Raw genomic sequence first — 26,284 nt, 5'->3', positions numbered from 1 at the left:
TTGATAAGTATGACTAATCAATTAGAATTTAGACATCTCCACTACTTTTTAGTGTTGGCAGATACCTTACACTACCGTGAGGCGGCAGAGAAATTGTACATTTCACAATCTGCCTTGAGCCAACAAATACAGCGTTTAGAGTTTATTTTGGGAAAAAGTCTGTTTATACGCAACAATAGAAAGGTGCGTTTAAGTGCTGAGGGAATTCTTTTTAAACAAGAGGCTATGCTGATACAAAATCAGGCTACCGTTTCCATGGAACGTTGGAAATCTGCAGTATCTGGCAAACAAGGATTGCTTAAAATTGGATTTGTAGCTTCTGCAATGCAAACATACTTGCCTACTATTATCAAGAAATTTACCGAAACGCACCCCAATATTGAATTTTACCTGAACGACCTTAGTAACACCGATCAACTTTCCGCTTTGGAAGCAGGCAGAATTGATATTGGGTTTATACGCTCTAATGTTGTTCCCGGTACACTGAAAATTAAGTCGGTCTTTAAAGAAAAATTCGCTTTGGTATTGCCAAGAGATCATGCAATTTCTACATCTAATTTTAAGGATGTGTCGCAATTGTCAGACGAGTCTTTCATCTTATTGCCAAATGAGAACAGTCAAATGTATTATGACCAAATTGTAGCGCTTTGTAACGATTATGGATTTGCGCCTAAAATATCGCATCAATCAATTCATGCCCCTACGATTTTTAAGCTAGTGGAAGGCGGATTGGGTATTTCTATAGTACCCAACTCCCTTAGGGATGACCACAATACTAAAATTAAATTCATTGAATTGGATAATGTACCCCAGGAAACCGAGCTGTTTGCCGTTTGGTCCCAAAACAACACGAATTTGGCTTTACCCTTTTTTCTGGAGATGCTGTAACGCAGTTCTATTCTAATAATACAATCTAAAATCTAATATTTTACAGACATTGTAATGTCTTTGGTGTAATTCTTCGACCACATCGAACATATTATCATCTTCTTTGAAAAGATTAAAAAAGGCTTTATCTAGGTTGGCACTGCTAACGCCGTTGAAAGCATTACCATAACCAGAGACAGCTTTTGCGTTGGTGATGTCCAAAAAATACTGGGCTTCATCCTCGTCCAAATCTAGAATTTTGGCGTTAGAGAAATGCAGAATCTTGCCTTTTAATCGGCCCTCAAAAATCTCTGCAATTTCCTGTAAAGTATAATAGTAATCGTTTAGGCAAATACTATTGGCTTCGCCATGCATGACCAAGTAGATTATTTCATAATCCTTAAAATTATGATCATCTAAGACTATTTGTTATCATTTTGCTTTGCTAATTCAAACTCCTTTGTTCTTTTTATCTGTTCTTCGAGATTCCATTCAAAATCAAATCTATTCTTCAGGAATATAGCAATTGAATCGAGTCCGATTTCGGTTCTTCTTTTATCTATATTTTCAGGTTCAAAAACCGGCCATAGATTAAAACTCTTGGTTTCTGGGTAGTATTTCATCTGTCCTCCATAGATTTGTAAATCTCCTCGTTCTGTTGCAATTCTGTCTTCTGCTCTAACCAAAAAACGAGGTTCTAATTTTTTTTCTTTTACAGCCTGTCTCATCATGGGTAGATATTGAATTCGAACTTCATTATCTGAATGTTGAATAACGTTGCAAATGGTCCAATTTCCTCGCTCTCCAGCCATTTCTTTTGTTGGCCAGCCATATGTGTCAAGTATATCTTTTACTTTTTTTTCATTGATTATGTGATTTTTATCAATAAGCAATTGCTTTGCTTTCACTAATTCAGAGTCGACACCATATATAGAAATTAATGAATCTCTAGATCTAATCGGATTCTGCTCTGTTGCCCAAATGGTGTCAAGAACGGCAATAAAGTTTTGTTGATTTTTTGAAGTTGTCGATGTTTCTTTCGACTTCGTTGTATTGGAACAACTCATCGTTATTAGTAAACTAAATAATACTATATATTTCATTGGTTTTAACTATTGATTAGTTTGATTAAGTCTTAATGCATTAATGATTGTGGCATCAACCCAAAAAATATCTACATTTGCAAAATCGTCTGTACCTACATTTCTACTAAAGAAAAGGTATTTACCATCTGGGGTTATACTTGCAGAAGCTTCCCACGCGTTGGTGTTTATTTTATCACCTAAATTGATACTATTGCCCCAACTACCATCTTTTTGTTTAAAACTGATATAAATATCAGCATCTCCGAAACCATCTTCTCTTTCAGCATCAAATAATATATAAGATTCATCTGGGGCAATAAATGGATGGCTTAAAAAAGTTCCTGTATTTATAGATTTGGGTAATGCTTTGGGCTCTTCGTGTTTACCATTAATTAAACGTGAATAGCGAATTGGAAAGGTAGGATCGTTCTCCTTATAGGTGTCAAAATAATATGTACCCTTCGAAGAAGATGAAAGCCTCATAATATACATAGAATCATTACTTACCGTAGGCGGCTCAAGGCTTTGTAATTCTGACCATCCAGATTCTGTTCTTTTTAGATACTTGTCACCTAAATGCATGGTTTCACCATCTGGAGCTATTACCGGTCTTCCAATCCATGGAGATGCTATTTCAGATTTTTCCCATTTTCCGTTCGTTTCATTGTATTTGTATTCATAAAAAGCTGATTTTTTATGTTCTTCTCCTCTTCTTATAAAATAAAATGCTTTCATATCTTTGGAGAATGCACCATCGTACTCATAAATTTCTGTAGACACAAGACCTGGAGCAAATGGTATGGGAGTTAAACCCGGTGGCTTTTGACCTAAGTATGCGTTTTTAAAGGTTGGTGTAATATGATTATTTGTATGCTCTGATTCAGTTTTACAAGCATACAGTAAAGCAAACAATATAAGTGTCGATATAAAATAGGTTTTCTTCATTTTTAAGCTCTATTTTGGTTTTGCTTGAACACTTTAAAACTAGTAATAAATAGGGTAATAAGATGTTATTCAGAATTTTAAATAATTACGATCTTATGTATTCAACTAAGGATGTATCTGGTTTGCGAATCATGGATGTTTACATAATTGTCAATTAAGAAATGTAAACTTTCAGTATCCGTTGCGTCTGCTTTTGGATAATCTAAAATTCCACCATAAACTATAAACGCTATGATGTAGATTAATCCGAGAGAAATGGAACAGAACCCACCTATTTTTTGTAATGTTTTTGTATTCATTAGCAATGCTTACATATGAATAGGTTGTAATGCTTAGAACCAACTAAACCCTACACCTATATTAAAGAGTACAGCGTCTCTATGTGCGTCACCACTTAACGATGCACGACCAAGAACTAATTTAGACTGCAGATTAAGTGCAAAGTTTTTCTTTTTGTAAATTTCGTAACCTGTACTTGCCATTACAGCACAACCAAAGTTCCAATCGTCATTTACATTGTCTTCAATATCATATAGTGCTGGCGAATCTACAGCTAGACCTATTCCTCCATGTATCCACCAACGATCTTTTACCCAGTATTGTAGCGATGGAACAAAAGCTCCAAAATGCCTGTCATTATCCTGAAACTTATATATGTTCCCAGGCATTGCGGCAGTAATGGCAAGATTTTCATTTAACATATAGCCAAACTTTAAATCTGGAAATACAAAAGTTCCTTGAGATTTGTCGAAAGTTTGAAAACCGGCACTATCTTCTAAACTGATAATACCTCCTCCTACTGCAAATTCAAAGATAAAACCCTCCCTTTGTGTTGTTCCGGTATTTGTGTTCTGCGCGTATGTAATACTAGTTATTAATACAAAGGCTACACAAGCTATTTTTGATACGATTTGATTTTTGATTAATAACATTTTAATTTTTTTCATGATTGTTCGTTTTTTGATTAATGATTGATGATTTCTTTTTTAATGAAACTCTATAATGATATAGAGTTTCATACTGCAAATGTCTATTAGCTTTAGGTAAATATTAAACACGAATTACTGAACTGTTAAATAATAGGGATGAATTGTTCTGATGCTAGCATTATAGTAAATTTCTAAAATGAAGTTATTATTTTACAGACGCTGGCTTAACACTTTCAAATAAATCAGTTGCCAAGTACTGTAGCGAATCTGGCGTAACTTTTCTGAAATAACCTATAAGATCTTCGCTTGTGGCATATCGGTTTGTATTTGTTTTGAGTATTCTATTGGTAGTGTTCCAGTCCTCTAGAAAATGGCTCAGGGCTTTGTTTACTTGTCCCTCTCCTACTACTTTTTAAAATTGATACATGTTAATGGTGCCTTTGGCATAATAGACATCATCTTGATTTTCAACCAAAGCTAGTGCAGGTTACCCTAGTTAATGATAACTAAAGCAAACAGAGAATAAAGAAAAATTAGTGTGTATACACTTGTTGCTATCGTCAACTCTAATAATACAACCTAAAATCCAACATTTTACAGATATTGTAATGTCTTTGGTGCAGTTCTTCTACCACTTCAAACATATCATCATCTTCTTTAAATAAGTTGAAGAATGCCTTGTCAAGGTTGGCGCTACTTACTCCGTTAAATGCATTGCCATAACCAGACACAGCTTTTGCGCCAGTGATATCTAAAAAGTATTGCGATTCCTCTTCGTCTAAATCTAGAATTTTTGCGTTGGAGAAATGTAAAATCTTTCCTTTTAATCGTCCTTCAAAAATCTCTGCAATTTCCTGTAAGGTATAATAGTAATCGTTTAAGCAAATGCTATTGGCTTCACCATGCATCACCAAATAGATGATTTCATAGTCCTTAAAATTGTGATCATCTAAGACCAGTGCGTTTAAACTGTCTTCCAGACCCTCAATAGTATCGCATGTTTTATAAATACTTGCAATACCATATTTCATGGCCAGTTGTTCCAAGCTTTGTTGCGCTTCGGTCAGCAATTCGTTTTCTATATCATCGACACCTTCTAAACAGTAAATGAAATGGTCTTCATCTGTTAATTGGGTTTGGGGTAATTGTCGTCTTTTTTCTAGCAAGCTTTTGTATTATTTGGGGTGTATGAAATACAAAATTACAGCAACTGTTGTATTCTTTTTAGCGTTTTTGGGATAAACTATAATTGTTTTAAAAAGTTTTTTACGGCATTCCAATAGCCATCATTATCCTTGAACTTTTCCCATAACGCTCGCGAACCATGATTTCCTGCCGTTGCCGGTACATAGGTTACTTTTCTTGTAGTTGGTATCGCTTGGTTTATTGCCGCCCAATTATCTTGTTCGTTTTGTGCGGAAGTAATAAACGTAGGTACTTTAATGTGTGCGGCACTATTTTTTATGAAATCGTCTTTGCCAAAATATTCTCCGGGAGAAAATGCCAAGGCAGCGTCTATCTGATCAGGATGGTCACCTGCATATTTAAGTACCAAAGAAGAAGAATAGGAACTGCCCCAAATAATGATTTTCTTTGGGGAATATGCTTTTTTAACATAAGCTACGGTTGCTTCAATATCTTGAAAAGCATCTAGGTATGTGGTCTCCTTCCCTGCCGCTACCGCTCTTTGATTGGTCTGGTTGGTAACGGAATTTACCGCTCCGCCAGAACGTTGGTCAATTGCCAAGCAATTATAACCCAAAGTGTTTAGTTTGGGTGCTATTTCTTTATATTCTCCACGGCTCCACCCTGCTTGATGAAAAAGGAGTATAAAGGTTTCGCTCCCTTTGGCTTCATAATAATCTCCAGTAATCAGTAAACCGTCTTTAGAAGGAAAGTCTATAGTTTTCTGTGCGAACATACAAATGGAGCTTAAGCTTAAGACAAAGGAGAAAATCGTTTTCATAAATAGTGTTGTTGGTTATAAGTGTATGAGTCTGCCTTTAGGGTATTTGCTTACATGTAGTGGTAACTATATATTTTTAATTTTATAGATAAAGTGTATTTGTTTTGGGATGGTATAGTATAAAATTAAAGCAATGATTTGTTTTTACGTGTTTTTGGCAGTGTAGTGCTTTGTATGAAATAGTGCTTCCCTCCTATTGACAGTTCTTAGAATTTTGTTAGTATTACAAATTTTTACCTTTAGGTTTCAATGTACGAAAACCGAGTACGATTAAGACGACTATTAAAACTAAAAAATAAATACTGGTAGCACTACTTTTAATAATTGAAAATATACTGGTGAGATGTACAGAAGTTTCCGTAACAGTTGGGTAGGCATTCAGCATAGTTACAATACCAATGTTTTCAAAATAATCTGCTATACCGGCAATTACAGGTAAAAGACACAGATATAGGTAGTTTTGATTTAGTCCAGGTAGTTTCTTTAGGAAATATGCTAGAACTGCTGCATAAGAAATACCAAAGAGTAATGGGTAAATCATATCAACAGGAATTTGTTTGGTAAGATACATTTGGCGACCGGTATTTCCTAGTGTCTGCAAAAGGGTGTTTACATAATCTAGATTATATCCGGCGGGCATCATATCTAATAATTGCAATCCGTTAGAGAAAGTCATTGTTGCCGGTATGGTAACTAAAAGCATATACGCATAAACGATATTGGTTAACAAGAAAAGCACCAGAACCTTTTTCCCTGATCGTTGTTTTTCTAACTGTTTAATGATTCTTCCCATTTTTCTAATCTTTAATTAATTTTTTTGCGATGAACTATAGATAACGGGCATTTTACCCTTCCATGTACTCCATAAGTTATTGTCATTGATAAGGCTAGCCATAAAATGACCAACATTGATCCGGCTAACTTTACCGGCATTGAATATAGCGCTACGCGTGGGTGAAGGAAAAATTTCATAATCACTTACTTTTTCTTCATTAATTAACCCGTCCGGTCTTACGGCTACCCATTCAATGGCTGTATTGTTTTGTCCAATTTCTGTCCTTAAATAATCTGCCGCCTTTTCATTATCTACATGAGGAGGAAGTAGTATGCGAAGCAAACCGATTACGCATTTTTGGGCGAAAGAAATCCGTTCGTCCAAATCACGATTTCGATTACCGGTCGTATTCATTAGAACAAACTTTGTAGTGCGTTCCAAATTATTGGCTTCTATGGCATTGCATAAACGTTTGGTAGCATCGGCAACCAATCTTCTAGGTTGACCGTAGATACCTTTCCAAGTTAAATTGTGTCCTAGGCACGATGCCACTGCATGGCAATCGCTTACCAAATCTTGCATTTCGGTATCGGTAAGGTCTAATATACTAGCTATAATCATTTGAAGATGCTCATTGTTCTTCCATGATTCAGGGAGCTTATGGGGAGAACGAACAACAATTTTTACGGAGTGCTGTTGCAAAAGAAGTTGCGCTACCAATTGACTACCTGTGGCACCACTGGCGCCGACCACTAAAATTTTCATATTGATTGATGGATTGATTGATGATTTGTCTGTAGGACGATGAAAAACTATAATTGTTACATGTTTAAGTGTGTAATCATATAATTTTGAGATAGTTATAAGATTTTGGTGTTATTTTCCTTTACGTAGTATTTTAACCACTCTGCTATGTGTTATTTGTAGCAAATTCCATTGATAGCCTTCAAAATCGGTTGTATTCATGAATTGCACGACCACGGCATCAATATCTTTATGGTATTCAGCCAGACATTGGTATCCTGCAGCCAAGCCACCGTGATTAAATTCATACAGTGACGTGTAGATTTCCATTTCTTGTTCTTTGAGCAAGGTTCCGTTGTTCAATGCCCTTAAGAAGGTGCCAACATCTGCTGCGGTAGCCAGCATCATGCCATTGTCCTCATATTTAAAATCTTCATCGACACCCACATAATAACCGCTCATTACATCATCTATGTTTACTTCGCTAAGCGATCCGTAGGTATGGTTAAGCCCTAAAGGAATCAGTATTTCCTGTTTAAAATAATCTTGACGACTACCGCCTGTTACCTGCTCTATAACTCTAGAAAGTAATAAGTAATTGGTATTGGAGTAACCATAATCCTTGTTGGGTTCAAATTCCGCTGGCAAATGGAGAGCATATGTAAGTACATCTATATTGGTGTTCGGTTGATTTTTCCAATAGTCTGGATTATCGGTAAAATTGGGAATACCACTACGGTGCTGAACCATCATTCGTAATGTGATTTTATCTGTATTTTCAATACTACCTATAAGCTCGGGAAAATAATCGGAAAGCGGTTGGTCCAAATCTATTTGGTTCTCATACGCTAATCTAGTGATTGCAACCGCAACGTATAACTTGCTGATACTAGCTATTTTGAACAAAGCATTAGGTTTGGCAGGTATTTGCTGTTCTTTATTGTGGTACCCAGCGGTATAGAATGCCGGTGGTTTGCCCGCTTCATCAACATACACGATTACTCCGTCAAAACCATGGCTTAACGTTTGGTCTATCTGCTCTTGAACCGTATTGGGCAATGGTAAAATCCATGCTTTTACTAAAATCCAAGGGACGAACCATAAAGAAATGAATGTACCAGTAAATAATATGATTCTAAAAATCTGTTTATTCTTACTGACTTTAGGTTGGGCATTTTCCATGATGCATTGCTTTTGGTTTGATTGATGATACAAACTTAGAGCGTAACAGTAAAGAAATAAATTACGAATTACCGAAATGTATATTATTGAGGATGAATTGAATACTATTGGTTCAATATAAGTAAACCATATTTAAAAGGATGGCAGTTAGTATATAGCGGAGTAAGTACGTTTTAAAAATTTTGAACAAAAAAAAGCGCATTTCTGCGCTATTTTTTATTTTACTATTATTAAGAAGTCTACAACCCTTCTAACTTGAACTGCGTAACAAAATCATCATCAATATCTTTGTAGCTATTGGTGCAATACACATGGTCAATGGTTTCTTTGAGTTCATCAAAACCATAGTTGAATTGGGCGTGGGTAACATATAAATACACTTCCGCGGCACCTTGCTGTTTTAACGCTTCCGCCAAGAATTTGAATGTTCTTCCTCCATCGGCTAGATCATCAACAATTAAGCATTGTTTGCCGTTTACATCACCTTGAATACTAATTATCGGAGCACCATCTACCCGTACTTTATTGGACGGTACCAAATCGGCATTCAATTTTTCAGCAATTTCATGGGTGGTTTTATACGCACCAGCATCGGGACTCACCAATACAGGGTTACCAATGTGCTTGAAAGCCTTTTCAACGTAATCTACATGAGATATTTTTTCGGAATTATCAATTAGCGCCAAAGAAATAGGACTGTGTGGATGTAAAATAGCCACGGAGTCGAATTTCATGTCATTGATAAACTTACAAATTACCTTTAAATCAAACGATTCTCCTTTATTGAATCGCCTATCCGAACGCTGCCCTATCAGACAAAAGATAGTTAGTTTGGCAACAGCAGTTTTGTTGGTGGTATTTTCTGCATCCCAGGCTTCTTTAATGGCTGCGGCTTTAAACAAATCTTCGTAACTGTTACCTCTAATTTTTATATGAATATCCCCGCCTTCAATGATTTTGGCAGTTACTTGTCCGTCTTTAAATCTTTTGCTTTCGTATTTCATGTGTTAATTCTTGTTGTTGAAATTATCAATTTCCTGTTTCAAAATATGATTTGAGTTTCCGTAGCTTACAATGCTCACATCTAAAGGCGTTTTTCTGAATTTCTCTAGCGCTTTGAACATTGATTCTAATATCCAATCTAGATCATTACCAAAAGCACCACCGCCTACCAAGGTTAAAAAGACCTTGTTTGACTTGTTGTTTTTTAGATTTAATAATGCCGTGTATAATGTGGCTTCATAAGTAGCCTCTAAAATTATTCTAGCAAAATTTTCCCAATAATAAGATTCGATATGCGAATATGCTACAGGTAGTGCAGCACAATATATTTGAGATACTATCTGTTTTTCATCCGTTAGGGTAACTTCTGTATTCCATTGTATTCCTACCTTTAGTTTACCTTTTAATTTCTCTCTTTGGGCATCTGTAAAGCGTCCTAACTGCTTATTAATACTGAGCAAGCCTTCTTGACTTAAAACAGCATAACCGTTCGTCATTTTCCATAATTGGAACTCTTGATTATGAAGCTCTTTACCGATTTCATCTAAACAATCGATCTGATAGGAACCCGTTTGCCCAATTTGGTTTTCAATAGGCACAAAATAGTTTCTGTAAATGGTACCTGCACCACAAGCTATGGCGCACGCCGGTCCTTGGGTAAAGTCATTTTCGTAAATACCAACTCCCGCTTTAGGCGAAACCTCAGGACCAACCATTTCCAATAGATTAAATTGAGAGGCTGCTTGAAATAGTGCATTTGCATTATTTGGATCGCAATGTACTTTTTGAATATCAGCCACCAATTCTGAGACCTTTATTTGGTTAGAAGTGTTAACCCGTAAATCCTGTTTTCTTAGTTCTTCTAAAGAGGAAACATCTAGTTTTCCGAATTGAAAGGATCTGTTATTGATTTTAGAAATTAAATGCTTTCCATCAATACTGATATGATCACGTACATTACTAGGTGATAACTCTACAAATCCCGTCAATTCTTCAAACCACATGATAAGATTTTTTAAAGGTTGCTATTAATACGGTCTCTTATCTCCTGTATATTCACCTGGTTTACAAATTTTCCATTTTCATAGATTACTTGTAACTCGCCCGTATTTTCTTCTTGAGGAGTCACCTGGTCTACCAATACATATTCGCCATTTTGTAATTCTACTTTTACCAATCCCTTCGCAGATTTTTTAACACCGTCATCGGTAATAGGATCTTTGAAGATTTCCCTACGCTCACCATTTACTACAACAGAAGTTGCTTTCATAGCAAAACCAAACGTATCTCTAGTATTAAATTGGTAAGTAAACGATCCAATGCCCAATACCACGTTAGTTGTGGCAAAACCTTTATCGCTTAAGCGTTGACAGATAGCCTCTGCTCTTTCTGTGGTAATACTATCACCGTAAATGGCGCCAATATGTGCATCTAGCACTTTATACCCCTGTTTGTTTACGGTACCTCCAAAAATATCCCAAAGTAGCTCCACTACCCCTTTTTCTTTAGGAGTGTTGCTACCAAGCTCACGAGACTCTCCACAAATGATATCTACAGGATCGCCGCTATCTGGTCTGATCACTAATTTGCCATCTCTAGAAAGCACCTCTTCTTTAAGTTTTGGTAGGTATTCGGTCAATACCTTCCATAGATCCCACGTATCACTAACCACGGATAAAATGCCCGTTGGGTAGGTTTGCATTAGGGTTCTGAACGTTCCAATTTCATCATCTTTGGTACCTGCACACATAACGGAGTGTTCGGTAGCATTTACAGAGCCTACCACAAAACCTTTAGCTTTGTAATAGTTACGTAGGCTACTAATGACCGGTAAGGTATCTGACCCCAAAAATACAGATGCATGCCCCATACCAGATGATATAGCACTTTGCAGACCGCCCATACCTCTCATGGAAAAATCGTGTCCTTGAAAATCGATGAAAGCCAAGTTGTCCTTATCGGTCTTTAAGGTCCATTTTTTAAATATTCGTTTGTAACACAATGCAATAGATGCAGATGTCATTGGTTGCCAAAGCATGGTAGATAAAATGGTCTCTAGGAAATTGGTGATCCAGTAGAATTTTTTATCCGTGTTCACAACGGTAACCATGGGAACCCTTACAGGTACCTCTACCCCTTCTATGATAGATTTTACTTTAATGGGCAAGTATTGAAGATCGTGTAGTTCCTCATAATGCGTAACATCATAATCGGTACCCAAATACAACGACAGCTCTTCTTTCAATTCATTACAAACCAGAGCTTTTGGTTTGGAAAAGAAATTATCTTGAAAATAATCATGTAACCATTGAAAAACATATTGTTGCCCAAAAGAAACTACTTTGTCGCACCCTTTGGGTGCGTATTTGTTGCTTCTTGGTGTCCAGTTAGAATATACTTCTTCTGTACCTTTAGGGTATTGTTGGTGGTGTCCTGTTTTGTATCCGTCGGTTAATAATAGTCCGTTCATAATCATTATTTTAAATGCTGTTTTTTAGTAGTGTTTTTGCTTCTTTGATGGTATTGAAAATTGGAGTGCTGTATTTTTCGCAAAGTATATGTACATAATTGTGTTTATAAAATTCTTGCGGACAAACCACGATCAGCTTGCCAGACTGTACATATAGTCCTAGTTCCACAAGTGATATAGGAGATTTGGAATCTTTTAGAAAATTGAGCAAAATAAAATCTGATTGCTGCATGGCCTCTAACTCCCACATAATGTGATGCTTTAATTCCGCATTGCTTAAATCATCATGCTGTGTATGTGTAGGGTCAAAAATATGGTGCGAACCAAATTCGCCAATGATTTCATCTCTCCAACTATGCTCCTGTCTATGGTCCATACTACCTGCTAGGAAAATAGAACGTAAGTTGTCCTTATTTATTGGTAATGTGTTTTTGGAAGTGAATAACATAAAATTATATTTGCGTAATTATGACGCAAATATAGAACATAATTTAAGTTTACAAAGAATTATTTGTGTTTATTTTACGCAAATTAAAAAAAGTCGATTATATCTCGAAGATGATTCCTTCCTTTTTAAGCTTGAAATACCTGTCTTTATTGAACATGAACAAGTTTGCGGGCCTACCGGAACCTTTAGAGACTTTTTCATCTAGTTCATCTAAAACATTAAGACCTAGCATTTTTTTTCTAAAATTTCGCCTGTCAATAGCTCTTCCTAGTACTGCAGCATACAGTTTCTCTAAATCTGAAAATGGGAATTTTGTGTCTAACAGCTCAAAACCAATAGGTTCATACGTTATTTTAGCCTGTAACCTAGTTATGGCAAGTTTTAGAATCTCGGCATGATCAAAGGAAAGTTCTGGGAGATTATTAATGGTAAACCATTGTGCCTCTTCGGCATCAGTGGATGCCAATAATTTAAAGGCACTTGGTTTAATGAGTCCAAAATACGCAACGGATACTACCCTATTTCTGGGGTCTCTATCCGGTTTGCCAAAAGTGTAAAGTTGTTCCAGATAATTGATTTTAATACCTGTTTCTTCCTTTAGCTCCCGCTCTACCGCTTCTTCCAGCGACTCTGAATCTAAAACGAATCCGCCGGGTATTGCCCATTTTCCTTTAAAAGGGTCATATTTTCTTTTGATGAGTAATACGGATATGGTTTCAGATTCATACCCAAATACTACGGCGTCTACAGAAAGCTTGATAGATTGTTGCATACTATGCGTATATTTTACGCTAATATATGAAAGATTATAGAATATAAAGTGCTCCTTTTAGTAGCTCAAACTACATCATTTATATAGGGATAAAATAAAAGTCTTGGTGTAGGACTTAAATTGATGGATAGCTGTAATCATTATACAAAGCAAAAAGGGAAGGCCACTTGGACCCTCCCTTTTTGTTGTTAAATTAATCATTGTAATTATTGATAGACCCTTACATAATCTATTTCCATAGTGGAGACATCAAAATTAGGATCAATGGTGCCTCCTAGGTTACCGCCCATGGCAATATTCAGTATAAGAAATTGGTCATTGTAAAACGGCCATGTTGCATCATTTTTTGTTGCTGGATCATAAGTGTAGTACGCCACATCATCTAGCAGAAAGGTGATACTGTTTTCTGTCCAAATAGTAGAATAAATATGAAATTCCGATGTTTCATTATTTATAGCAGTTACATCATGATTAATGGTGGCACCAGAGCTAGAAGTGGTATGTAAAGCGCTAGATATTTGCCCTGGATTATTCCCTACATATTCCATAATATCTATTTCACCACAAGCCGGCCAGCCCACAGTACCAAAGTTTGCGCCAAGCATCCAAATTGCGGGCCAAACCCCGCCACCCGATGGTAATTTGGCTTTTACATCTACTCTACCATAGGTAAATTCGAATTTGCCCGAAGTTAGTAGTCTTGCCGAAGTATATTCCGAACCTTGGTAATCCTCTTTTTTAGCAATGATTTTCAAGACTCCGTTTTCTACGGTGGCATTATCCGGCCTATCCGTATAATATTGTGACTCATTATTGCCCCAACCATTATCACCTGTTCCGGTATTATAGCCCCATTTTGTGCTATCAGGTGCACCATTTTGGTCAAACTCGTCTTGCCATACTAAACTGAGTTCTGTCTCTACAGCTACGGTAATAGCATAATTAATACTTGTATTTCCGGATGAGTTATAGGCAACTACTAAAATATCATAATCATTAGTACCACTTTCCGTAAACGTATAGCTAAACGTGTTCTGCGTGAGCTCTATAGTTTCATTGTTAATTAAAACCTTGTAAGAGGTAGCATTTGTGGCGGAAATGGTAAAATCTACAATGCCGCTGCCATCACCGTTAGGATTATTGCCATCTGCACCCAATTTTACACCGGTTATAGATAAATTACTAGGCAAACTAAGTTCGGCAGACTCATTTTCGCTGCTACTACAGGATAAAAAGGATAGTAGTACAGTAAGTACTAAAAGGAATGTATTTTTCATTATTTATTTTTTAAAGGTTATAGCTTTAGTAAATTAAAGTTTGCATGGCATGAGGCGGTAGTTCGTAGCTAATTTCAGATTCATCCACCAATAACTTATAGGTAATGGCTTCATCTGTTCTGTTCATTACCACGGTAACCAGCTGCCCATCTGGGTTTTTGAACGAAGTACTTTCAATGGAGCTTCTGCTCGTAGTTGTACTTACTCTTTGGGCACCTTTTTTAATGAATTTTGAAAAGTGGCCAATATAAAAATAAGAGGGTGTATAAATAAGTTCGTTGGTTTTAGTATTGGCATGAATAGGTGCAAAACAAAAATTTTGAACATGATTTGGACCGCCATTTTCATTCAATAGAATATTCCAATCTGTCCATCCTACGGTCCCATTATTGAAGTCATTGATCATAGAATTACCATATCGCTCTGCGTTAGACCATCTTTGGTATTGCGTAGGATCAAACCGTTCTTGACAACCTTCTGTAAATAAAAGGTTTTTAGTTGGGAAGGACTCTTTGATATTTTTTAGATTATCATATTTAGGTACACCACCGCTCCACGTTTCATACCAATGAAAACCAATGCCCCAAGCATATTTCATAGCTTCTGGATCATCAAAAATTGTGTTTGCACGATGCGATATTAAATCTCTATTATGGTCCCAAACTACAATATTTTTATCGCTCATTCCCGCTTTTTCAAATGTGGGCCCTAAATAATTCTTTAAAAAATCTCTTTCTTCTTCAGCGGTATATATGCAAGATTCCCATCGTTGTACGGCCATCGGCTCATTTTGAATGGTTACACCCCACACAGGTATATCTTCGCCCTCATAGGCTTCTATGAATTTAATGTAATAGTTGGCCCATGCTTGATTATATTCTGGCAACAATTTACCACCCTGCAACATATTGTTGTTCGTTTTCATAAAGGCAGGCGGACTCCAAGGACTTGCATAAAATACCATGTCATTATTGATCAGGGCTTGTGCACGTTTGATCATAGGTATACGCTTTTGCCTGTCTTTTTCTATTGAAAATGTTTTAAGTTCCTTATCGCCTTCTTCAATATACGTATGGCTGCCCAAACCAAAATCGCTACTATGAATACTTGTTCTAATAATATTATAATTGATTCCTTCCTCAGAATAATACGCATGTAACAATTCTTCTTGTTTGTCTTTGCTAAGTGAAGAAAATACCTCCGCTGCAGCATCGGTAATTGCACCACCTATACCTAAAAACTCTTGAAATTGCTTTTCTGGATGCACAAATACGGCCACTTCATTTTCCATTGGTTGAGTAGCTAACTTAAAAATAGCTTTTGAATCGACGGACAATCTTTTATCGGTATCCTTGGCGGTCGTATAGACCCCTACTTCTTTTCCTTGGTAGTTTATTTTCTCATTTTTTTGCTCGCCATCTGTTACGGTATTAGCATCATTGTTCTTTTTTGTAGTACAGGAAAAGCCCAAAAAAGAGATAAAAAGGATGAAAATTGATTTTTTGATCATAAGTATTGATTATATCTAATTTGAGTGCTTATGACCGTTATGCCGGATAATGTGAACTTGTACATTATACCTTTTTAAGTTAAAGCCCACATCTCTAAAAAAATAGGACATGGGCTGCCTAAATTAACTAACTTAAATAAAACACTCTTTAAAATAATTATTGGTTTAATTGGCTCCTCTCATTTCTACATTTGAAATGGAAATACCGTTGGTTTGGTTTCCACCACTTTTAATAACTAGGTAGATTGTACCTGAGGCATCAAAAGAGACAAGATTACTTCTAGAACCGGTGTACGAATTATCGACACAGCCTACGGAAGAAAGCGGACCGTTAAATGACCCGGTGCCACAACCCGCCCAGGTATTAAGTCCCATTACAACATTATTGGTATAATCATTACCTTGTACGGGTTCAACCGTACTGGCGAAAACTTCAAACCAAGTTTCATCATTTGACTCACCGGAGACAATCATGTCGATTACATATTCCTTACCAGCAACCACATCGATGGCTTGATAAATGCCTTGTTGATTATAACCACTGGCGGTAATGGTTGCACTAGCGTCATTAAAGCTCCAATTAGCTCCGCTAGCGCTTATATTTAAAATAGTCCATGCCACATGATCACTCTCATTTTCAAACTTTCCCCCTACTACCAAATTACCTGCAACGGGGTCAGATGATTCTACATCGATACTCTGCGTAAATGTTTGGGATACCCCTCCTATTCCAGTAACTTTATGATGCACGGTATAGGTGCCTGCGTCTGGATAAAAAACAGTTTCTTCGGTTCCTCCGGAAACAAAACCTGCACCTTTACCCAAATCCCAACTAGAAGTCAAGTAATTGTTATTTGCGGTTAACAAAAACGTGTTATTGGCATCGGCAACACCGGTTATTGAAAAGCCCGCATCCAATTCGGTTGCTTCAATACCATTGCCTTCTCCTATTTCATCTGGTTGACATGCAATTAAAAGAGATGCCAGTGCTATTGCAGTATACCTAATCCCCTTATTTAAATTTATAGCTAATTTCATTTTGATATGTTTAGAGATTAATAATTAGGATTTTGTTCCAACAATGTGTTTTCCAATTCGGTTAACGGTATAGGTAATATTTCGTGCTTTCCGGCAACAAAACCTCTATCAGCCAAAGCGGTTGCGGCTCTACCCGTTCTAACCAAATCGTACCACCTGTGACCTTCGCCCGCAAGTTCTAAACGACGTTCGTTTAAAATAGCTTCCATTGTTACAGGAACGGAAGGTAAGCCTACCCGTGCCCTCACCGCATCTAATAATGCCTGAGCACGAGCACCTGAACCACCTAAAGCTTCAGCTTCCAGTAAGTAGGTATCGGCTAAACGCATCATATAAGTATGTTGCTTGTAGTTAAGAACAGAAGCGCCACCACCGGTTGAAACATCGGCATTTAAAGGCATGAATTTTTTAAGGAAGTAACCCGTATATTGGTAATTCTCCTCTAATTCGACCTCGCCAGCTTCCCTTAAGGATTGTAAGTCTTCAATGGTAGCATCAAACCTTGGGTCTTCGCTAAGTGCATCGTACAAACCTTGGGTAATGATATTAAAACCCCATCCAGCGGCATAGTCCGGCGCAGTAGAGCCAGATGTACGAACAAATCCACGTGGTCCAACCATCACATTCAAGCTATTGCCCTCATCATCACCAGCGCCCCAGAACCACCAGTCTGCGTTACTTTTATCAGTATGTGCAATTTCAATGATAGACTCGCTATTATAATTATTGCCAACAATCCATAAATCGGAAAAATTGTCCAGTAATTTATACCCGTAGGCACTGGTAGAACCAGGTGTGCCGTTTACTTCTGCCAATTGAGAAGCAGCTTCGACGTTTTTACCCTGATATAAGTACACTTTGCCCAATAGAGCTTTAGCTGCACCTTGGGTTAAGCGTCCAGCCTCATTTGAAAGGTCTAGGGTAATAGGTAGGTCCGGTATTGCCTCTAACAGATCGGTTTCAATTTGTGAATACACCTCACTAGGATCGGCTTGGGTAACATCATAGATTGCATCGGTACTAATAGGAGTTGTAATCAAGGGTATGTTTTTGAACAACCTCACCAATTCAAAGTAATAAACGGCTCTTAAAGCCTTACTTTCGGCGGTAAATCTTGCCTTTGTAGTATTAGGCATATCAACATCGGGTAATTTTGTCAATAAAGTATTTGCCCTGAATATACCTTGGTAAAAATCGCTCCAGTAGCTAGTACCCACTGTAGCCTCACTTATAGTATAATTAGAAAATACTTGAAACTGTGTACCATCTGAAGAGCTACCACCACCGGCAAAATGATCATCTGATCCAGAATTTAAAAGTGCAATCATATTTTCAAATCCACGCGATTGTTTTCCAATAACGTCATAAACAGCTACTAGACCAGAATACGCTTCTGCCTCATTTGAATAATAGTTTTCTTCTAACGCAGTTCCTTTAGGTTCTACTTCTAAGAAATCTTCACTACAGGATACCGTTAGTACCATGGTTGCCATGGCAACACCTGCAGCGATTATATTGTTAACTCTTTTCATATTGCTAATTTTTTAAAATTGTAAATTAATACCAACTTGGTTTGTAATGGCCTGTGGATAATAACCACGGTCAATACCAAAGATTCCCCCTCCAATTTCAGGGTCATAGCCACTGTATTTGGTAAATGTGAACAAATTTTCTGAAGTCAGGTAAATTCTTAATTTGCTTATGCCGTATTGGTTTAGAATATCTGAAGGAATTGAATAGCCTAGTTGTATGGTCTTGAATCTTAGGTAATCACCATCTTCCAAGTAAAAATCTGAAGGATTGGAAAAATTGTTGTTGGTATCGTTTGTTGTCAGTCTTGGATAGGTATTGGAAGTACCTTCACCTACCCATCTACTTAGTGCCGCTGTTTGATAATTAGCATTTTCCACGTCTAACCTTCTTAAGCCCTGGAAAATTTTATTTCCACTAGCACCTTGACAAAAAACTAAAAGATCAATGTTTTTATAATCGATATTAAAAGTGAAACCAAATGTTATTTTTGGTATAGAACTACCTAAGAAATCTCTATCATCAGAATCGATATCCCCATCATCATCTAAATCTTGCCATTTAAAATCACCAGGCTGTGCATTTGGTTGGATAACCGTACCAGCTGAATTCACATAATTGTTTATTTCCTCTTGATTTTGAAATATTCCATTTGTTTTAAACCCAAAGAAAGAATTTACAGGTTGCCCTACTTGCGTTCTGGTAATTGGATAGGTACTTGATTGTAATGTAGCCCCACCGGACAAGAAATCTACACCATTACCCAAGAAGGTTACTTCATTTTCTAAGAACGATACATTACCGTTCAACGATACATTAAAATCATTGAAACTTTTGTTGTAGCCAATTTCTAGATCGATACCGGTATTTTCCATATCGGCAACGTTACCGGTAGGGCTACCAACTGCACCAACATAACCCGGTATAGTAACACTTTGTAAAATACCGGTAGTTTCCTTTTTGTACCAATCAAAAGCCAAAGAGAAATCATTGAACAATCTGGTATCAAACCCAATGTTTAACTGGCTTGTTTCTTCCCATTTTAAATCTGGGTTAGAGGGGGCATCTGGACTATTACCGATTATTACAGATCCAGAAGTACCTATTGTATAGTTTCTACCGCCACTAACCGTTGATAGATATTGAAAATCTCCAATGGCGTCACTACCTGTAACTCCATATCCACCCCTGAACTTTAATTGGTTTACGACTTCATTTTCCTTCCAAAAATTTTCTCTGGAAGGCACCCAGCCTGCAGAAAAGGAAGGAAAGAATCCATATTTGTTGTTGGCACCAAAACGTGAAGATCCATCTCTTCTTACAATTGCTGTTAGCAGGTATTTTTCATCATAATCGTAAGTTAACCTAGAAAATAATGAATTTACCTTGTGCTCGTTGCCCGTATAGGCCGATGCGGTAATTTGATCAGTGGGAACGCTAAAATTAAACGACGCATCTTTGTAGCTATCTACCGGAATATCAAAATAGGTAACTGTTTCCCCTGAAGAAATATTATCGACATATGCTCCTTGACCCAATAATACACTAAAGTTATGGTTGCCCAATTTGTTGGCATAGGTAACCGTGTTCTCTATATTCCAACCAAAACCTTTATTGGTACCTCTAGAGATATTATTCAGCGGAGTAATTGAAGAAGCATTTAAGTAAGAAACAGGAGTATAACTCTCATAACCCCAATAAGCGAGTTTACCGCCTAAAGTACTTCTAAAGGTCAGTCCTTCAATTGGCTTATATTCAAGATACGCATTACCTACAAAATTATCTGCCCAGCCATAATTTCCCAGTAAAGTTTGTTGGTATGCCAAAGGATTTGACATCTCTTGTGCTACCAAGGTAGAAATGCCGTAAGGGTTGCCCATTTCATCTCTCCAAATGCCATTATTGGTATATGGAGCTTGAGCAGTTAAAATTGGATCGGTTTCAACAGTTGGGGTTAACGGATCTAAGTTTATGGCAGATGATAATGGACCGCCAAATTCACTATTGGTATTACCAATTCCCACATTTTTTTCGTTAGAGTATCCAACTGTTTGTCCAAAGCGAAGTTTATCCGTAATGTTGTGGGTAGAATTTAGACGAATATTTTTTCTTGTGTAGTTAGAAATATCACTTAGTACAATACCTTCTTGATCTGTAAATCCAAATGATGCATAATATTTAGAAACGTCGTTACCACCACTTAAACTTAATTCATGGCTAGTTCTAGTAGCACCTTTATTAAAAATTTCTGATTGCCAGTCCGTACCCTCGCCCAATGAAGCGGGATTGGAATATAAAATACTGCCACCACCATTAACGGATTTTTCATTTAATAAGGTAGCATATTCTGTAGCGTTTAAAAGATCTAATTTTCTTGCTGCGGATGATATACCGGTATAGCCATTGTAGTTAACGCTTAATTTACCTGATTTTCCTTTCTTAGTAGTTACTAGAATAACTCCAGTTGCTGCTCTTGCTCCATAAATTGCCTGGGATGCCGCATCTTTTAAAACTTCTATGGATTCGATATCGGATTGGTTTAAATATCCAATACCACCAGCATCGACCACAACGCCATCAACGACCCATAATGGTTCATTGCTGCCCAATGTGGTAATACCTCTTACCCTAACCGTGGAAGAAGATCCAGGTTGACCGGAATTAGCGGCTATAGTAATACCTGAAACCCTACCTTGTAATGTTTGTTCAACACGTGTAATAGGCAAATCTTCAAGTTCACTCTGCTTAACACCAGAAATGGCACCTGTTATTACACTCTTTTTCTGTGTACCGTAACCTACGACAACTACCTCATCTAGTTGTTGTAAATCTTCTGTTAGTACAATGTTTAGATCGGCGCTGTTTTTTACAACGATGTTTTGGCTTATATAACCAAGGTAACTGAAAGTTAGTGATGCTCCAATCTCTGTTTTAATTGTGAATGCACCATCAAAATCTGTAACGGTACCATTAGTAGTACCTTTTTCAATGACGTTTGCGCCAGGAATAGGAACACCCGTTTCGTCATTTACAATTCCATTAATGGTAATTTCTTGCGCAACAGAAAACCATGAAGATAGAATGCATAAAATCATGAATGATTTTAAAATCAGTTTGTTTTGTTTCATATTAAGTTTGATTTAGTTTTTGGCATCAAATGATAAATGCCTTGAAGCAAATTAAACCTAGAAGTGGGTGTAGGTACAAAGGGAAGTATTACATAAGTAGAATTTTGTAATACTTAAATTAAATTAATTGTTTAATTTTCAGTTAGTTGTGTAAATATTGGCAGCTAAATAAAGTAGTGAAAGTATAAGTGGCATATAGAAAAAATACGATTTTTAAGAACTAAAAATCATGAATTTGGCAATTTGTGTGCTATTATTTTAGCACAAAATAATTTTTACATTATCTTTTTTACCATATCCTCAAAGGTTTCTCTGTCAATAGCGCTGTTTCTAATTTTAACTCTATAATTATAAATTGTATTTACCGAGTACCTTAAGATTTTTGCTATTTGAGAACTATTGGAAATACCCAATCTTATCAAAGCAAAAATTCTTAATTCTACGGTTAAGCTATCTTCTTTCTTTACATTGATTTTTTCCCCTTCTTGCAATAAATTATTAAAATCATCAATGAAATTAGGATAGATGTGTAAAAAAGATTTGTCAAAATTCATATAGAATATTTTCAATTCTTCATCTACAACATCCTTGGATTTAATGAGCTTGAGCAAATCATTTGTTTTGTTGGTAACAATAAATTTTCGGACAGTCTTTCTGTAAACATCCAATTTGTCGATGTACTCAGAATACAAGTTTAAAAATGTACCTATGTATTGCTCTTTAATGGAATCTACGGCAGAAAGTTCTTCGTACAATCTTTTAAGATCACTATTTTTAAAACTTAACTGTTCATTTAAGTTTTGCAGTTGTATGTTGGCCGTTTTCAAACTTTCTCTACCTAACCTGATCTTTTGATATTGTCTAAAAATAAAAAACAAGGCAATCAATAATATTATGGATAGGAAGCTAATAAAAATAAGCTGTTTCTTTAGTTTGCTGCTTTGTAAAACACTCTCCTTTTCGTAGGACTTTGAGATAACCGGTAAGACGTTGGAAATATCTAAAAACCTCAATTTTGAGTTATAAAATTTTACATCCTCAAAAGAAAAATTAATGTATTTATGAGCTCTTTTGACATCACCTTCCTCAAAAAGAATGACCGCCAAATTTGCCATTGAAGCATTATCTTTAACAGAGGATTTAATATCTGAAATAGCAGATAATATTAGGAATTTTTTCTGGTTAATTCTGTTACCATCCACCTCAGAACTCATGTATGACCTATTAAATGCTATCGTGGCATACTCACGCGTACCTATTTCTGCAAGTGCTAATCTTTTAGCATTGATCTTCAACGCTTTTTTGGTGTCTGATTTATCTCTAAAATTCTGTTCTTCAATTTCTAAAACTAGTTTGGAGTTACCATCTAGTTTGGCAATTTGTGTATTTAGGGAATCTCTATAAATAAAGTAGAACTGTTCGTATTTTTCGCTTATGCTATTAACTCTGGAAATATTTCTAAGTTCATAATAGCATTTTTTATAGACACTATAATATTCAGTAATTAAATCTTCTGACAAATTAGATGTAGATATTTCTTCAAGCAGATTTATAGACTCATCATATCTACCGGAAGTTGCCAAAAGTTTAGCAAGTCTTAATGTTGATTCTTGAATTAATTCAGTACGGTCTAATTTTTTAGCTAATTCAATGTTCTTTTCAATGAAGGCTAGGGTAGCGTCAAAACTGTAATATTCATATTCATCAATTAATCTATTTATAATATAGTATTGGTTTTCTATAGAAGCATCTGGATCCTCAAGTAACAACTTTAGATTGTTGATTCTTTCTTCTTTAGTAAGATCGTACACATTGCGTTTTAACATAACCTCTTCCATTACGACAAGTAAGGAGTCAATGTTTTGTGCGTGCGATATAAATGGAGCTACCAGGAACCCTAGGAAAAGCAGTATTCTAATGCTATAAATTTTTGAAAGTATCAAAGACAGTTTTTTACTTTTTCTACAATTAAAACAAATATCTATAAAGTTTAAGAAAAAAATGATTTTAAGTTAGATAAAGGTCTATGTAAGCAATCTAATTCGTCATGTTTTTGGGTTATTTGGTTTTATACGCTTGATATTTCAATTATACCTTCAAAACAAATTGTAATACTACTGTTATCAATAGTAATATGGATAATATCATATATTTCTGTTTGTATTTGAAGGTTTAGGGAATATTGGTCTATGAGGTATACCTAAAATGGATATGAAAATTTTATTGCAATCATAACCACTTTCACCATCATATCTCATATCTAATTCCTAACTTAGCCATGTAGACTTTAGGAGTAGCTATTTCATAGTTTGAGAAATATCCTTAGAACCTGATTTGATTAATATCAACGTAGGGAAAAGTTATCGGGAACAACTACCTGTACTTTCCAATTATCATTTCAATTTCAAATTCACCTAGTTTACACTGTAATCACATCAATGTAGCCATGCGCTCTTGATTAAATTTTTTAGCAGATGATAAACATAATTGTAAACGACACCCCTCACCTATTTAGGTCTGACACTACTTTAGACCTTATTATCAAAGAATTGAAGATTTCCGAAAATGGCATAGCCGTAGCGGTCAATGAGAATATTATTACCAAGAGTGCTTGGAACACCAAAACGCTGAACGAAAATGATAAAGTTTTAGTGATCAGGGCTACACAAGGAGGATAAAATTCCACTTCAAATTGTAAATAACACTAGGTACAAGAGATAACGACCACAAAAATCACCATACAGGAATATGAAGAATAAAGATACAGCACCCAAACAAGGCGGTATAACCCGTAAACCATTTCCCAATTCGCAAAAAATTTATGTACCGGGAAAATTGTATCCTGAAATAAAGGTAGCAATGCGTGAAATAACGTTGACGGATACCATAGATTCCTTGACCAAAAAGAAAACTCCTAATGAACCGGTAACCGTTTATGATACTTCTGGTCCGTATACCGATCCTAACATAGAAATAGATGTGCACGCCGGTATTGAGCGGATTCGTGAAAATTGGATCAGGGAAAGAGGTAATGTAGAAGAATTGGATACGTACTCATCAAAATATTGCAACGAGAGATTGAACGATAAAAGTTTAGATCACATGCGTTTTAAGCTGCTGAAGAAACCGTTGCGGGCAAAAAAAGGCGAAAATGTTACGCAGCTACATTATGCTAAGAAAGGGATCATTACTCCAGAGATGGAGTATATAGCCATACGCGAAAATCAGCGTATAGATGAAATGACCCAGATTAGGGAACAACATAAGGGCGAACATTTTGGAGCGTCTATTCCACAAAAGATTACGCCAGAATTTGTAAGGGACGAAGTGGCACGTGGCCGTGCCGTAATACCTTCTAATATTAACCACCCAGAGGCAGAGCCTATGATCTTGGGGCGTAATTTTCTGGTAAAAATAAATGCGAACATAGGTAATTCCGCAGTGACCTCCTCTATTGAAGAAGAAGTGGAAAAGGCGGTCTGGGCATGCCGTTGGGGAGCGGATAACATTATGGACCTGTCAACAGGTGAAAACATTCACGAAACCCGTGAATGGATCATCCGCAACTCTCCTGTTCCGGTAGGTACGGTACCCATTTACCAGGCATTGGAAAAGGTGAACGGAGTTGCAGAAAATCTTACATGGGAGATTTTTAAGGATACCTTAATAGAACAGGCGGAACAAGGGGTAGATTATTTTACCATTCATGCCGGGGTATTGCTGCGTTATATACCCATGACCGCAAAGCGCGTAACGGGTATTGTATCTCGTGGAGGGTCTATTATGGCCAAATGGTGCTTGGCGCATCATAAAGAGAGCTTTTTATATACACATTTTGAAGAAATCTGCGAGATTTTAAAACAGTATGATGTGGCATTCTCATTAGGCGACGGTCTGCGCCCGGGCTCGGTAGCAGATGCCAATGACGAAGCTCAGTTTGCAGAACTGGAAACCTTAGGGGAATTAACACAAATTGCGCGCAAGCATGAGGTGCAATGTTTTATTGAAGGTCCTGGCCATGTTCCCATGCATATGATCAAGGAAAATATGGAAAAGCAGATCCAAGTTTGTGATGAAGCACCTTTTTATACTTTAGGACCCTTGACTACCGATATTGCGCCAGGTTATGACCATATAACCTCAGGAATAGGTGCAGCAATGATAGGCTGGTACGGTTGCGCCATGCTATGCTATGTAACCCCAAAAGAACATTTGGGCCTACCCAATAAAGAAGATGTGCGTGTAGGTGTGGTAACCTATAAATTGGCGGCCCATGCCGCAGATTTGGCAAAAGGTCATCCGGGTTCTCAACACCGTGACAATGCATTAAGCAAAGCACGATTTGAGTTTAGATGGGAAGATCAATTCAACTTAGGTTTAGATCCAGAACGCGCCTGCGAGTATCATGATGAAACCTTACCTGCGGCAGGGGCTAAAATTGCCCACTTCTGCTCCATGTGCGGACCCAAATTCTGTTCCATGAAAATATCTCAAGAAGTACGTGATTTTGCTGCAAGCAATGAAATTGTAAACAATGAGGTCATTCAAAAGGTAATGGATGAAAAGTCAAAAGAATTTAAAGAGAAAGGTTCAGAAGTCTATCTTTAAGTGTTTAA

General features: G+C 36.7%; 23 protein-coding genes, 1 pseudogene and 1 riboswitch. Of the genes and pseudogenes, 3 read left to right on the top strand and 21 right to left on the bottom strand.

Features of this window, described 5'->3' with window-relative positions:
* The first annotated feature begins 9 nt into the window (after nucleotides 1–9).
* Nucleotides 10–888, top strand: a complete 879-nt coding sequence (locus tag I600_RS02055; protein WP_245188828.1) for a LysR family transcriptional regulator — start codon at nucleotides 10–12, stop codon at nucleotides 886–888.
* Between the two features lie 12 nt (nucleotides 889–900).
* On the opposite strand, the pseudogene I600_RS02050 reads toward I600_RS02055, so the two are convergent.
* The 21 genes and pseudogenes from I600_RS02050 to I600_RS01955 all read right to left on the bottom strand — a co-directional run.
* Nucleotides 901–1,293: pseudogene (locus I600_RS02050) on the bottom strand (DUF6642 family protein); the annotation flags it as partial.
* Nucleotides 1,290–1,970, bottom strand: coding sequence for a DUF6624 domain-containing protein (locus I600_RS02045; RefSeq protein ID WP_157490830.1), 681 nt, complete (start codon nucleotides 1,968–1,970; stop codon nucleotides 1,290–1,292). The pseudogene I600_RS02050 and the gene I600_RS02045, both read right to left, overlap by 4 nt.
* Before the next feature lie 9 nt (nucleotides 1,971–1,979).
* Complete coding sequence (locus I600_RS02040) at nucleotides 1,980–2,897, bottom strand: TolB-like translocation protein (RefSeq protein WP_058102841.1); 918 nt, start codon at nucleotides 2,895–2,897, stop codon at nucleotides 1,980–1,982.
* Between the two features lie 101 nt (nucleotides 2,898–2,998).
* Nucleotides 2,999–3,196: a hypothetical protein gene (locus I600_RS19275; protein ID WP_167342506.1), complete on the bottom strand. Its 198-nt coding sequence runs from the start codon at nucleotides 3,194–3,196 to the stop codon at nucleotides 2,999–3,001.
* A gap of 33 nt (nucleotides 3,197–3,229) precedes the next feature.
* Nucleotides 3,230–3,844 carry a hypothetical protein gene (locus tag I600_RS02035; RefSeq protein WP_245188827.1) on the bottom strand — a complete coding sequence of 205 codons (615 nt, stop codon included), beginning with the start codon at nucleotides 3,842–3,844 and terminating at the stop codon, nucleotides 3,230–3,232.
* A 548-nt stretch (nucleotides 3,845–4,392) separates the two neighbouring features.
* Nucleotides 4,393–4,992: a DUF6642 family protein gene (locus I600_RS02030; RefSeq protein ID WP_058102840.1), complete on the bottom strand. Its 600-nt coding sequence runs from the start codon at nucleotides 4,990–4,992 to the stop codon at nucleotides 4,393–4,395.
* A gap of 77 nt (nucleotides 4,993–5,069) precedes the next feature.
* A complete protein-coding gene (locus I600_RS02025; RefSeq protein WP_082642870.1) occupies nucleotides 5,070–5,792 on the bottom strand; it encodes an alpha/beta hydrolase in 723 nt (240 codons plus the stop codon).
* Nucleotides 5,793–6,015: 223 nt separating this feature from the next.
* Entirely contained in the window at nucleotides 6,016–6,585 is a 570-nt protein-coding gene (locus I600_RS02020) for a hypothetical protein (RefSeq protein ID WP_058102838.1), read from the bottom strand.
* 15 nt (nucleotides 6,586–6,600) lie between these two features.
* Nucleotides 6,601–7,332: an NAD(P)-dependent oxidoreductase gene (locus tag I600_RS02015; RefSeq protein ID WP_058102837.1), complete on the bottom strand. Its 732-nt coding sequence runs from the start codon at nucleotides 7,330–7,332 to the stop codon at nucleotides 6,601–6,603.
* A gap of 111 nt (nucleotides 7,333–7,443) precedes the next feature.
* Nucleotides 7,444–8,493, bottom strand: coding sequence for a serine hydrolase domain-containing protein (locus I600_RS02010; protein WP_058102836.1), 1,050 nt, complete (start codon nucleotides 8,491–8,493; stop codon nucleotides 7,444–7,446).
* A 239-nt stretch (nucleotides 8,494–8,732) separates the two neighbouring features.
* Nucleotides 8,733–9,497 carry a phosphoribosyltransferase family protein gene (locus I600_RS02005; RefSeq protein ID WP_058102835.1) on the bottom strand — a complete coding sequence of 255 codons (765 nt, stop codon included), beginning with the start codon at nucleotides 9,495–9,497 and terminating at the stop codon, nucleotides 8,733–8,735.
* A 3-nt stretch (nucleotides 9,498–9,500) separates the two neighbouring features.
* Nucleotides 9,501–10,499 (bottom strand): hypothetical protein, encoded by a 999-nt coding sequence (locus tag I600_RS02000; protein ID WP_058102834.1) that lies wholly within the window; start codon nucleotides 10,497–10,499, stop codon nucleotides 9,501–9,503.
* Between the two features lie 11 nt (nucleotides 10,500–10,510).
* Nucleotides 10,511–11,965 carry a nicotinate phosphoribosyltransferase gene (locus I600_RS01995; RefSeq protein ID WP_058104244.1) on the bottom strand — a complete coding sequence of 485 codons (1,455 nt, stop codon included), beginning with the start codon at nucleotides 11,963–11,965 and terminating at the stop codon, nucleotides 10,511–10,513.
* 10 nt (nucleotides 11,966–11,975) lie between these two features.
* Nucleotides 11,976–12,413, bottom strand: a complete 438-nt coding sequence (locus tag I600_RS01990) for a nucleoside 2-deoxyribosyltransferase domain-containing protein (RefSeq protein WP_058102833.1) — start codon at nucleotides 12,411–12,413, stop codon at nucleotides 11,976–11,978.
* Nucleotides 12,414–12,510: 97 nt separating this feature from the next.
* Nucleotides 12,511–13,185: an NUDIX hydrolase gene (locus I600_RS01985; RefSeq protein WP_058102832.1), complete on the bottom strand. Its 675-nt coding sequence runs from the start codon at nucleotides 13,183–13,185 to the stop codon at nucleotides 12,511–12,513.
* A 206-nt stretch (nucleotides 13,186–13,391) separates the two neighbouring features.
* On the bottom strand, nucleotides 13,392–14,462 hold the full coding sequence (locus I600_RS01980) for a glycoside hydrolase family 16 protein (RefSeq protein WP_058102831.1): 1,071 nt from the start codon (nucleotides 14,460–14,462) through the stop codon (nucleotides 13,392–13,394).
* Between the two features lie 25 nt (nucleotides 14,463–14,487).
* Entirely contained in the window at nucleotides 14,488–15,972 is a 1,485-nt protein-coding gene (locus I600_RS01975; protein WP_058102830.1) for a glycoside hydrolase family 30 protein, read from the bottom strand.
* Nucleotides 15,973–16,137: 165 nt separating this feature from the next.
* On the bottom strand, nucleotides 16,138–17,010 hold the full coding sequence (locus tag I600_RS01970; RefSeq protein WP_058102829.1) for a PKD domain-containing protein: 873 nt from the start codon (nucleotides 17,008–17,010) through the stop codon (nucleotides 16,138–16,140).
* A 17-nt stretch (nucleotides 17,011–17,027) separates the two neighbouring features.
* Nucleotides 17,028–18,542, bottom strand: a complete 1,515-nt coding sequence (locus tag I600_RS01965; protein WP_058102828.1) for a RagB/SusD family nutrient uptake outer membrane protein — start codon at nucleotides 18,540–18,542, stop codon at nucleotides 17,028–17,030.
* Between the two features lie 12 nt (nucleotides 18,543–18,554).
* The gene (locus I600_RS01960) at nucleotides 18,555–21,668 is read right to left on the bottom strand and encodes a SusC/RagA family TonB-linked outer membrane protein (protein WP_058102827.1); all 3,114 of its coding nucleotides are present in this window, start codon (nucleotides 21,666–21,668) and stop codon (nucleotides 18,555–18,557) included.
* Nucleotides 21,669–21,943: 275 nt separating this feature from the next.
* Nucleotides 21,944–23,611, bottom strand: coding sequence for a DUF6377 domain-containing protein (locus I600_RS01955; RefSeq protein ID WP_157490829.1), 1,668 nt, complete (start codon nucleotides 23,609–23,611; stop codon nucleotides 21,944–21,946).
* A 336-nt stretch (nucleotides 23,612–23,947) separates the two neighbouring features.
* A riboswitch (TPP riboswitch) is annotated at nucleotides 23,948–24,041 on the top strand.
* Nucleotides 24,042–24,142: 101 nt separating this feature from the next.
* Here I600_RS01955 and thiS point away from each other — a divergent pair.
* Both thiS and thiC read left to right on the top strand, forming a co-directional pair.
* A complete protein-coding gene (gene thiS / locus I600_RS01950) occupies nucleotides 24,143–24,346 on the top strand; it encodes a sulfur carrier protein ThiS (RefSeq protein WP_058102825.1) in 204 nt (67 codons plus the stop codon).
* A 70-nt stretch (nucleotides 24,347–24,416) separates the two neighbouring features.
* Entirely contained in the window at nucleotides 24,417–26,276 is a 1,860-nt protein-coding gene (thiC, locus tag I600_RS01945; RefSeq protein WP_058102824.1) for a phosphomethylpyrimidine synthase ThiC, read from the top strand.
* The last annotated feature ends 8 nt before the right edge of the window (nucleotides 26,277–26,284 follow it).

It is taken from the genome of Maribacter dokdonensis DSW-8, assembly GCF_001447995.1.
GTDB classification, from domain to species: Bacteria; Bacteroidota; Bacteroidia; order Flavobacteriales; family Flavobacteriaceae; genus Maribacter; species Maribacter dokdonensis.
Note: the sequence above shows the minus strand (reverse complement) of the source record. Positions and strands in the feature narration are given on the sequence as shown.

Bases quoted from the DNA above. Each gene is read 5' to 3' on its own strand.
- I600_RS02055 (WP_245188828.1), top strand. From the start codon at position 10: ATGACTAATCAATTAGAATTTAGACATCTCCACTACTTTTTAGTGTTG.
- I600_RS02045 (WP_157490830.1), bottom strand. From the start codon at position 1,970: ATGAAATATATAGTATTATTTAGTTTACTAATAACGATGAGTTGTTCC.
- I600_RS02040 (WP_058102841.1), bottom strand. From the start codon at position 2,897: ATGAAGAAAACCTATTTTATATCGACACTTATATTGTTTGCTTTACTG.
- I600_RS19275 (WP_167342506.1), bottom strand. From the start codon at position 3,196: ATGAATACAAAAACATTACAAAAAATAGGTGGGTTCTGTTCCATTTCT.
- I600_RS02035 (WP_245188827.1), bottom strand. From the start codon at position 3,844: ATGAAAAAAATTAAAATGTTATTAATCAAAAATCAAATCGTATCAAAA.
- I600_RS02025 (WP_082642870.1), bottom strand. From the start codon at position 5,792: ATGAAAACGATTTTCTCCTTTGTCTTAAGCTTAAGCTCCATTTGTATG.
- I600_RS02020 (WP_058102838.1), bottom strand. From the start codon at position 6,585: ATGGGAAGAATCATTAAACAGTTAGAAAAACAACGATCAGGGAAAAAG.
- I600_RS02015 (WP_058102837.1), bottom strand. From the start codon at position 7,332: ATGAAAATTTTAGTGGTCGGCGCCAGTGGTGCCACAGGTAGTCAATTG.
- I600_RS02010 (WP_058102836.1), bottom strand. From the start codon at position 8,493: ATGGAAAATGCCCAACCTAAAGTCAGTAAGAATAAACAGATTTTTAGA.
- I600_RS02005 (WP_058102835.1), bottom strand. From the start codon at position 9,497: ATGAAATACGAAAGCAAAAGATTTAAAGACGGACAAGTAACTGCCAAA.
- I600_RS02000 (WP_058102834.1), bottom strand. From the start codon at position 10,499: ATGTGGTTTGAAGAATTGACGGGATTTGTAGAGTTATCACCTAGTAAT.
- I600_RS01995 (WP_058104244.1), bottom strand. From the start codon at position 11,965: ATGAACGGACTATTATTAACCGACGGATACAAAACAGGACACCACCAA.
- I600_RS01990 (WP_058102833.1), bottom strand. From the start codon at position 12,413: ATGTTATTCACTTCCAAAAACACATTACCAATAAATAAGGACAACTTA.
- I600_RS01985 (WP_058102832.1), bottom strand. From the start codon at position 13,185: ATGCAACAATCTATCAAGCTTTCTGTAGACGCCGTAGTATTTGGGTAT.
- I600_RS01980 (WP_058102831.1), bottom strand. From the start codon at position 14,462: ATGAAAAATACATTCCTTTTAGTACTTACTGTACTACTATCCTTTTTA.
- I600_RS01975 (WP_058102830.1), bottom strand. From the start codon at position 15,972: ATGATCAAAAAATCAATTTTCATCCTTTTTATCTCTTTTTTGGGCTTT.
- I600_RS01970 (WP_058102829.1), bottom strand. From the start codon at position 17,010: ATGAAATTAGCTATAAATTTAAATAAGGGGATTAGGTATACTGCAATA.
- I600_RS01965 (WP_058102828.1), bottom strand. From the start codon at position 18,542: ATGAAAAGAGTTAACAATATAATCGCTGCAGGTGTTGCCATGGCAACC.
- I600_RS01960 (WP_058102827.1), bottom strand. From the start codon at position 21,668: ATGAAACAAAACAAACTGATTTTAAAATCATTCATGATTTTATGCATT.
- thiS (WP_058102825.1), top strand. From the start codon at position 24,143: ATGATAAACATAATTGTAAACGACACCCCTCACCTATTTAGGTCTGAC.
- thiC (WP_058102824.1), top strand. From the start codon at position 24,417: ATGAAGAATAAAGATACAGCACCCAAACAAGGCGGTATAACCCGTAAA.